The sequence below is a fragment of the Mucilaginibacter sp. genome (assembly GCF_028288105.1).
In the GTDB taxonomy this organism is placed as follows: Bacteria; Bacteroidota; Bacteroidia; order Sphingobacteriales; family Sphingobacteriaceae; genus Mucilaginibacter.
In genome coordinates this window covers 1-6993 of the sequence record NZ_JAQBOI010000070.1, presented here as the reverse complement: position 1 = coordinate 6993, position 6993 = coordinate 1, and the positions used below count along the sequence as shown (strand labels likewise).

Below are 6993 nucleotides of genomic sequence, written 5' to 3'. Positions count from 1 at the left end.
CTTAATATGTCAAATATGCGCGGCTGAAGAGGGTTAGCATCTTCCTGCTCCTTTACAATATCTTTTTTGCATCCGGCAGTGAGTACCACCAGCAAAACAAGCAGGAATGATAATTTTTGATAGATCTTTTTCATTTTTTATGTTTTAAAATTCTATAATCTAATACCTTATTTTGTCGATGCCTTTACTTCGGCATCTATAATGTTTAACAGCGAGTTTGAACCGGCATCGTCCTGTAACAGTTGCCATACCATTATACCACCTGCTTTTTGCAAGGCCAGCGTAGTTTTACTTTTAATGGTTGGCACACCATTGTAGTACATGGTGCCACCTGCTGCGACGGTTACTTCATCTTTATCTGCCGACCCTGGGTACTGTTTAATAATGTCTGAAAAGCTCATACCCTCGGGTACGCCGCTGCCAAAACCATAGCCATAAAAAGGTAGGCCAAGGCTCAGCTTTTCTTTAGCTATACCGCGTGTACCACCCCAGTAATCCAAATCATTAATCGCCATTGAATACGGTGAATGCTGACCGGGTTTTTCGGGTTTCCACGGGCCGGTTTTATCGTACGACATAATGTTGATAAAATCAAATTGTGCCAATGCCTTGTTAGTGTATTGTGTGGCATAAACCGTTGCTATGGCTGTAGTAAGCAATTTACCTTTAGGCTGAAGTATGGCTTTTAAGGCCACAACAAAGGTTTCGTAATTCGCATCAACAAAACTACCTTCCAGGTCAACATCAATACCATCCAGATTGTACTGATCTGTTAATGCCGCTATGCTGCTTACCAGTTTGGCGCGGCTGCCATTATCGGCTATTAAAGTTGTATAGTAAGCCGGCGCAAGCCCACCGCCTATTGATGCCAAAACCTTTACGTTTTTGGCATGCGCAGCAGTTACCAGTTCCTTTAAACCGCTTAGTGTGGTAAAGTTACCGGCCGCATCTGGGTTAAGGAATGCTATGTTGAGGTGGGTTATTTTGCTAAAATCAAACTTGATAGCCCTACCATCAACAACATTATACTCCCGTAAATAACCCACAACTCTAAAGGATGCAGCAGCTACCGGTTTTTTATCATCATCGATCTTAACTTCAGATCTCGCGCTTTTTTTACAGCTGCACATAAATAACACCAGTAATACAGCGCACCAAATATTCCTTCTCATCATCGTTATCATGTATTATTGTTTATCCCACCAAACCCTTGCGTTCCAATCATCAATACCACCACTTAAATTCGCTATGGCTTTATTAATGTTTGTGGCGTTTTGTTCCGTTTCGGTGAGCGGGTATTCAAATCTGCGTGGCGTAGTCAGCGAAGTTGATTCCGCATTGGTAGCCGTTTTTAAATCAGGGAAACCTGTACGGCGCCAGTTAGCATAAGCCTCGGGGCCGTTTAATAATAAGGCTATCCAAAGTTGCGTATCAATCGCTTCTAACTCTTTACCCGGTGCAAGCGGGTTGTCTGTTTTAAAGTTTTGTATTTGGGTATCGGTTAAAACCGGGCCGCCTTTAAACAGTGCTAATTGTTTCATTGCAGCGGCTACGCCTTGCTCAAAATGCGTTTTTGCATCAACGCCTAAACTTAAGCCCCATCGCTGAGTAGCCTCTGCCAATAAAAGCTCCGTTTCGGCATAAGTTATGTGGAAGTATGGCGCATCATTTGTGATCATCCAGTTTGCCAGTTGCACTTTCTGCCCATTATTTGGCACCTGTACAATACGGCCGCCACCAAGGTCTACATTAACAGCCCCCAGAAAATCGTCATAGTTATATTTACCCGGGCCTACGCCTATGATCGGGATATTTGCAGCTCTTAAGGCATCGGTCACATCAAGCCGCTCTGATGGCTTATCGGGGTTAACCCAGTAATTACGGGCAATAGGTTTTAAGCGGGGGTCGTTAGCGCTGCTCATCGCATCCAGTAATGTGCTGCAAATGCGTGGCCTGCCTTCGTCCGGGTATTGGTTAATAGCTACCGATATGCCATTACCACGAATATCAGCATAGCTATTTTGTACATCGGCGTGGCGGGTTATACAATTATCTGCCGCATCGGTAAATACTCCTGCCGCATATGCAGCCTGTACCTCAGCTTTTGCTTTATCGGGATCAACCTTGCTCAGCCTCATAGCTAAACGAAGGTGTAAGGAATTAGCAAATTTTTTCCATGCGGCGGTATTGCCCTGGTAAAATATATCATTAACTACATTGTCTTTTGATGCATTTAACTGTGCCGATGCTTCGGTAAGCTCTTTGAAGAAATCGTTGTAAATATCTTTCTGGGCATCAAACTCGGGGCGTACTATACCCGAAACATACCCTTTCCCTGCTTGTGTGTAAGGGATATCGCCATACAAATCTGTTATTCTTGCAAAAATGTACACCTTCATAATGCGGCACATAGCATTAAGATTTGTTTTAAGCGGGTCTTTTGCAGAGCGCTCAACAGCATCAACAATGTTTAATACATCGTTAGGGTAACCAAGCTCCCACATTTCAGACATGTACTGCCTGTTCTTTACATACTCAAAACCATAGCGCGTATAATATGCGCCGCCAATTTGTTGTACCAGCGGCATAGTCATAATTATGCTTGTACGCTCGTTTATGGTTAGCTCGCCAGAAAAGCGCAGTTGCGTAAGTACCAGCTGATTAACCGGGTCAAGGTTGCTTGATTTGGTAGGATCAGTATTCAAATCTCCAAAATCTTCAAACTTTTTACAGGATACCAGCAATGTGGCTACCGTTAAAAGCATGATGGCTATTTTATTTATATGTCTTTTCATATCTATATGATTATCAATAGTCAATATATCTTTAGAATTTTACGTTTAAGTTAAAGCCCCAGCTTTTTCTTGATGGTAATGAACCATATTCAAGCCCCTGCCCATTGCCATTGTTGTAGTTAGAATCAGGGTCAACATTGGGTACATTTTTATGTATGATGAACGGGTTGCGGCTCACCAATGCTACCGACATATTCTTGATGCCCCACTTTGATGAAATGGCAGTTGGGATATTATAACTTACCGTTATTTCGCGCATTTTAATATAGCTGGCATCATAAATAAATGGAGTTGCAACACCATTGCCATCGCTATAATAATTAGCCCAGTATATTGAAGGGTCAACAGCTTTGGTATTTGGCGCGTAAACAGGTTTGCCTCCCGCATCGGTACCGGTTTGTACCACACCCTGCGGAACATATCCCCTAACTTTGCCGGCTGCTGTCCATTGCTCAATAGACTGGCCTGCTGTTTGGCGGTCTTCTTCAGACTTTATCCACTCGGCCCTGCCTGGTAAAGTTACTAAGCTGGCACCCCTTATTACGTTGAATAAGTTAGTCATCGAGAACAGGCTTGCACCTTGTTTAATATCAACAACAAAGCTTAAACCAAAATTTTTGTAGTTGAACGAGCTGCTTAAACCACCGGTCCAGCTCCAGGTACCTTTGCCTAATACTTCGCGGTCTACCGTTTGCAATGGCGCTAAGGTAACCGGGTCCAGTATGGCGTTACCCTGGTCATCTTTTTGCCCACCGTAGCCTAATATGGCGCCGTAGGCGGTGTTTGGCCTCGCAACTACTGATGTACCTAACCAGCGGGCATCAGACAAGGTTAAGTAAGGCACACCATCAGCAAGCGATTCTACATTGTTGATGTTGCGCGCGAAATTCACATTCAGATCCCAGCTAAAATCTTTGCTTACAACTGGCCGGGTATTTAAGGTTACCTCAATACCTTTGTTGCCAATAACACCGGCATTAAGCAAACTTTGCTGGAAGCCAGATGATAAAGGAATATTAACAATATTTATCTGATCCCTTGATTTTGAAGTATAATAAGTAAGGTCTAAACCAATTCTGTCATTAAAGAATTTAAGGTCGGCGCCTACTTCAAAAGATCTTGTGCGTGTTGGTTTAAATGTGCTCGAATTCGGCGGTAAAACCAATGTTCCTATACCTCCCATTGGGGTACCATTAAAGTTTTGCGGACTAAGTGCATATACTAAATTTAGCATATAGGCATCTGTACTACTTGCTACCTCGGCACCCGAAACTCTTAACTTACCAAAAGAAAGAACAGATTTAGGGATATTGAAAGCATCAGTAAATACAAAACTACCCGATACTGATGGATAGGTATACGCGTTTCTGCCCGCCGGAAGCGTAGATACCGCATCGCGTCGCACAGTTGCATCTACATATAAATAGCCTTTATATGAAGCTGTAACTAAGCCGTATACTGATCTGGTTTCCATTTCCCTTGGAGAGGCCTGCAAAATTGTTTTATCAGAAAAACTATTAGAGCTGATAGCATCTGTTGCTACCATATCTATATAATTGCCTGTATAACCCGGTGCCTGGCTCCGTGATAAACTTGTACCTAACCTTGCAGATAAATTTAACGATGGGGTTACCTGTTTCTGAGCGGTTAATAACATATCCGCCTCGGTAGTTTGTATTTTTTGATTGGTAGTTTCCAGCCTGCCGGTTAATGAACCCGGTGTAGATCTGGGACTAAATTTTTCGTAATCAAAATATGTAAAATCGGTTGATGCACGGCCCTGCAGGTTTAACCAGCTGGTGAAAACGTAATTAGCCTGCAAACCACCTATCATACGGTTTTTTTTGGTGCGGTTGCTCATTTCGTTAATTACCCAGTATGGGTCAAGCCTGTACTGGCCACCACCCCACTCTACGTAATTACCCTCAACATCTTTATAACCGGTTTTAAAATAAGACTGGTCGACATTATTAGCCAGGCCAATAAAATTATTACCAATGTTACCGGGGTCATCAGCCAGTGAAGGGCGATTGGTTACATTCTCGTTCATATACATCACCCTTGCTTCAACCGTTAGGTTTTTGCCGAATTTTGAGCTACCGTTAAAGTTGAAAGTATTGCGCCGCATGTTACTCCCCGGTATGATATCGTTGTTACGTAGATCAGATATCGATAAACGAAAATTTCCTTTATCGCTTGAATTTGAAAGCGCGATAGTATTGGTAAAGGTTGAACCTGTGCGGAAAAAATCCTGAATATTATTTTTCACCAGCGCATATGGGCGATAAACGCCATCAAAACCTATTACCTGCAAGTTTGGATCAAGGCGGGGACCAAAGTTATTGAACAGGGTATTTTTTGCCTGTGCGGCATCAATAACCAATTGCTCTGAACTCCCCTGCCCGTAAATGAACTGATTGCCATCTAAGCTGGTAAGCTGTTTTTCAAAAGATGATGTGCTGTTGAACTCAATTCCCAGCTCTTTCCTGTTACCGCCTCTTTTAGTTGTAATTAATATAACACCATTACCGGCACGGCTACCATAAAGCGCGGAAGCCGACGGGCCTTTTAAAATACTGATCTTATCAACATCATCGGGGTTAATGGCCGATATGGCGTCACCAAAATCCTGGCCGCCAGAGTACTTGCCACCACCTACCTGGCCATAGTTAGAATTATCAATAGGAACACCATCTACCACATATAATGGCTGGTTATTACCGGTAATAGTAGTATTACCCCTTATAATAACCCTTGACGAACCCGCAGGGCCACCGGCAGTGCTGTTAATTACCAAACCAGCAACTTTACCCGCAAGCGAGTTCATTACGTTTGTTTCGCGGGCCCTCTTCAGGTCGTTGCCATCAACTTCGGCAAAGGCATAACCCAGGGCGCGCTGTTCGCGTTTTATACCCAAAGCGGTAACCACTACCGTTTTAAGTTCGGTATTGCTAAGCTTTAATGTGATGGTTACAAATTTAACATCCTCGTTAGCTGTTACCGATGATTGCTCGAAGCCTAACATTCTGAAAGTGACAACATCACCTGCATTTGCCTCAATAGTAAATTCGCCGGCATTGTTGGTTACAGCCGATTTATTTGTTTTGGTATTAACTACCGTAACACCGGGTAAGGCAAGTTTATCGGAGTCTAACACCCTGCCTTTTAGTATAAATACAGCGGCGCCCGAACTACTTTTTAGCGCCTGTATCAATACAGTTTCGCCGGCAATTTTGTATTTAACATCAATTTGGTTTGCTAAAGCCTCAATAACATCGTTCAATTGCTTGTTTATTACCTTAAGGTTTATCCTGCGTTTAAAATCAACATCGGCAGGGTTGTAAGAGAAATGCACCTTGGTAACATCCTCAATTTGTTTAAACACTTTTTCTACGGGCTGGTCTTGCCAGTTAAAAGAATAAAGCGCATTTGGTGCCGACTGGGCGTATCCGCTGGTATAAACAACCAGGAATACTGCTCCAAGCATCCTCAATAACATTTTTGAAAAAAAACGTGAAGCGAGTAGTTTTTTAAGCATAGTTTAAAAATTTAGGTACGTTATTTATTTAGGGTATTATTAGTTTTAGAATACGATTTTAATAGTGTCTCCTTTTTGTTTGTAAGTAAAATTGTTTACAAAGCCAATGGCATCCAGCACATCGGTTAGGCTTTTGTTATTAAACTGCCCGGTGAACCTTATTTTATTAACTTCTTTATTATCAGTGATCACCTGTATACCGTAGGTATAGGTTATTTTAGTTGCTATTTCGGTAAAGTTGGCGTTTGAGAATACCAGCTTACTGCTTATCCAGTTTTGCAATTCGGCTTGGTTAAAATCAGATCTTATAAAGTTATTGTTGCCATCTGCCAATACAACCTGCTGGCCCGGGGTTAATATCTGATCGGTTATACCACGGCCTGATTGTGTTGACTCTACCCTAACCTTACCCGTAGCAAGCATCACACTGGCCGTTTTTGATGTAGCATAGCTGCTTACTTTAAATGAAGTACCTAAGGCGGTAGTCGCTGTTTTAGCCGTGAGTACTACAAATGGCCTGGCCTTATCTTTTGTAACCTCGAAGAAAGCCTCGCCGGTTAAAAGCACATGACGGTCATTCTTATTGTAATCGTTAGCAACTTTAAGCGTGCTCGATCCATTAAGTGTTACTGTAGTACCATCTGGCAGTACCACGCTTTT

4 protein-coding genes are annotated in these 6993 nt (G+C 42.5%); all 4 read right to left on the bottom strand.

The annotated features are described in order from the left end of the window. Nucleotides 1-167: 167 nt before the first annotated feature. Nucleotides 168-1175 (bottom strand): glycosyl hydrolase family 18 protein, encoded by a 1008-nt coding sequence (locus JWQ85_RS05060; RefSeq protein WP_299464936.1) that lies wholly within the window; start codon nt 1173-1175, stop codon nt 168-170. A 12-nt stretch (nt 1176-1187) separates the two neighbouring features. Then, entirely contained in the window at nt 1188-2795 is a 1608-nt protein-coding gene (locus JWQ85_RS05055; protein ID WP_299464933.1) for a SusD/RagB family nutrient-binding outer membrane lipoprotein, read from the bottom strand. Nucleotides 2796-2826: 31 nt separating this feature from the next. Then, complete coding sequence (locus JWQ85_RS05050) at nt 2827-6333, bottom strand: SusC/RagA family TonB-linked outer membrane protein (RefSeq protein WP_299464931.1); 3507 nt, start codon at nt 6331-6333, stop codon at nt 2827-2829. Nucleotides 6334-6378: 45 nt separating this feature from the next. Further along, the coding region (locus tag JWQ85_RS05045) for a FecR family protein (protein ID WP_299464928.1) at nt 6379-6993 on the bottom strand (615 nt) is incomplete at its 5' end.

Bases quoted from the DNA above. Each gene is read 5' to 3' on its own strand.
- JWQ85_RS05055 (WP_299464933.1), bottom strand. From the start codon at position 2,795: ATGAAAAGACATATAAATAAAATAGCCATCATGCTTTTAACGGTAGCC.
- JWQ85_RS05060 (WP_299464936.1), bottom strand. From the start codon at position 1,175: ATGATGAGAAGGAATATTTGGTGCGCTGTATTACTGGTGTTATTTATG.
- JWQ85_RS05050 (WP_299464931.1), bottom strand. From the start codon at position 6,333: ATGCTTAAAAAACTACTCGCTTCACGTTTTTTTTCAAAAATGTTATTG.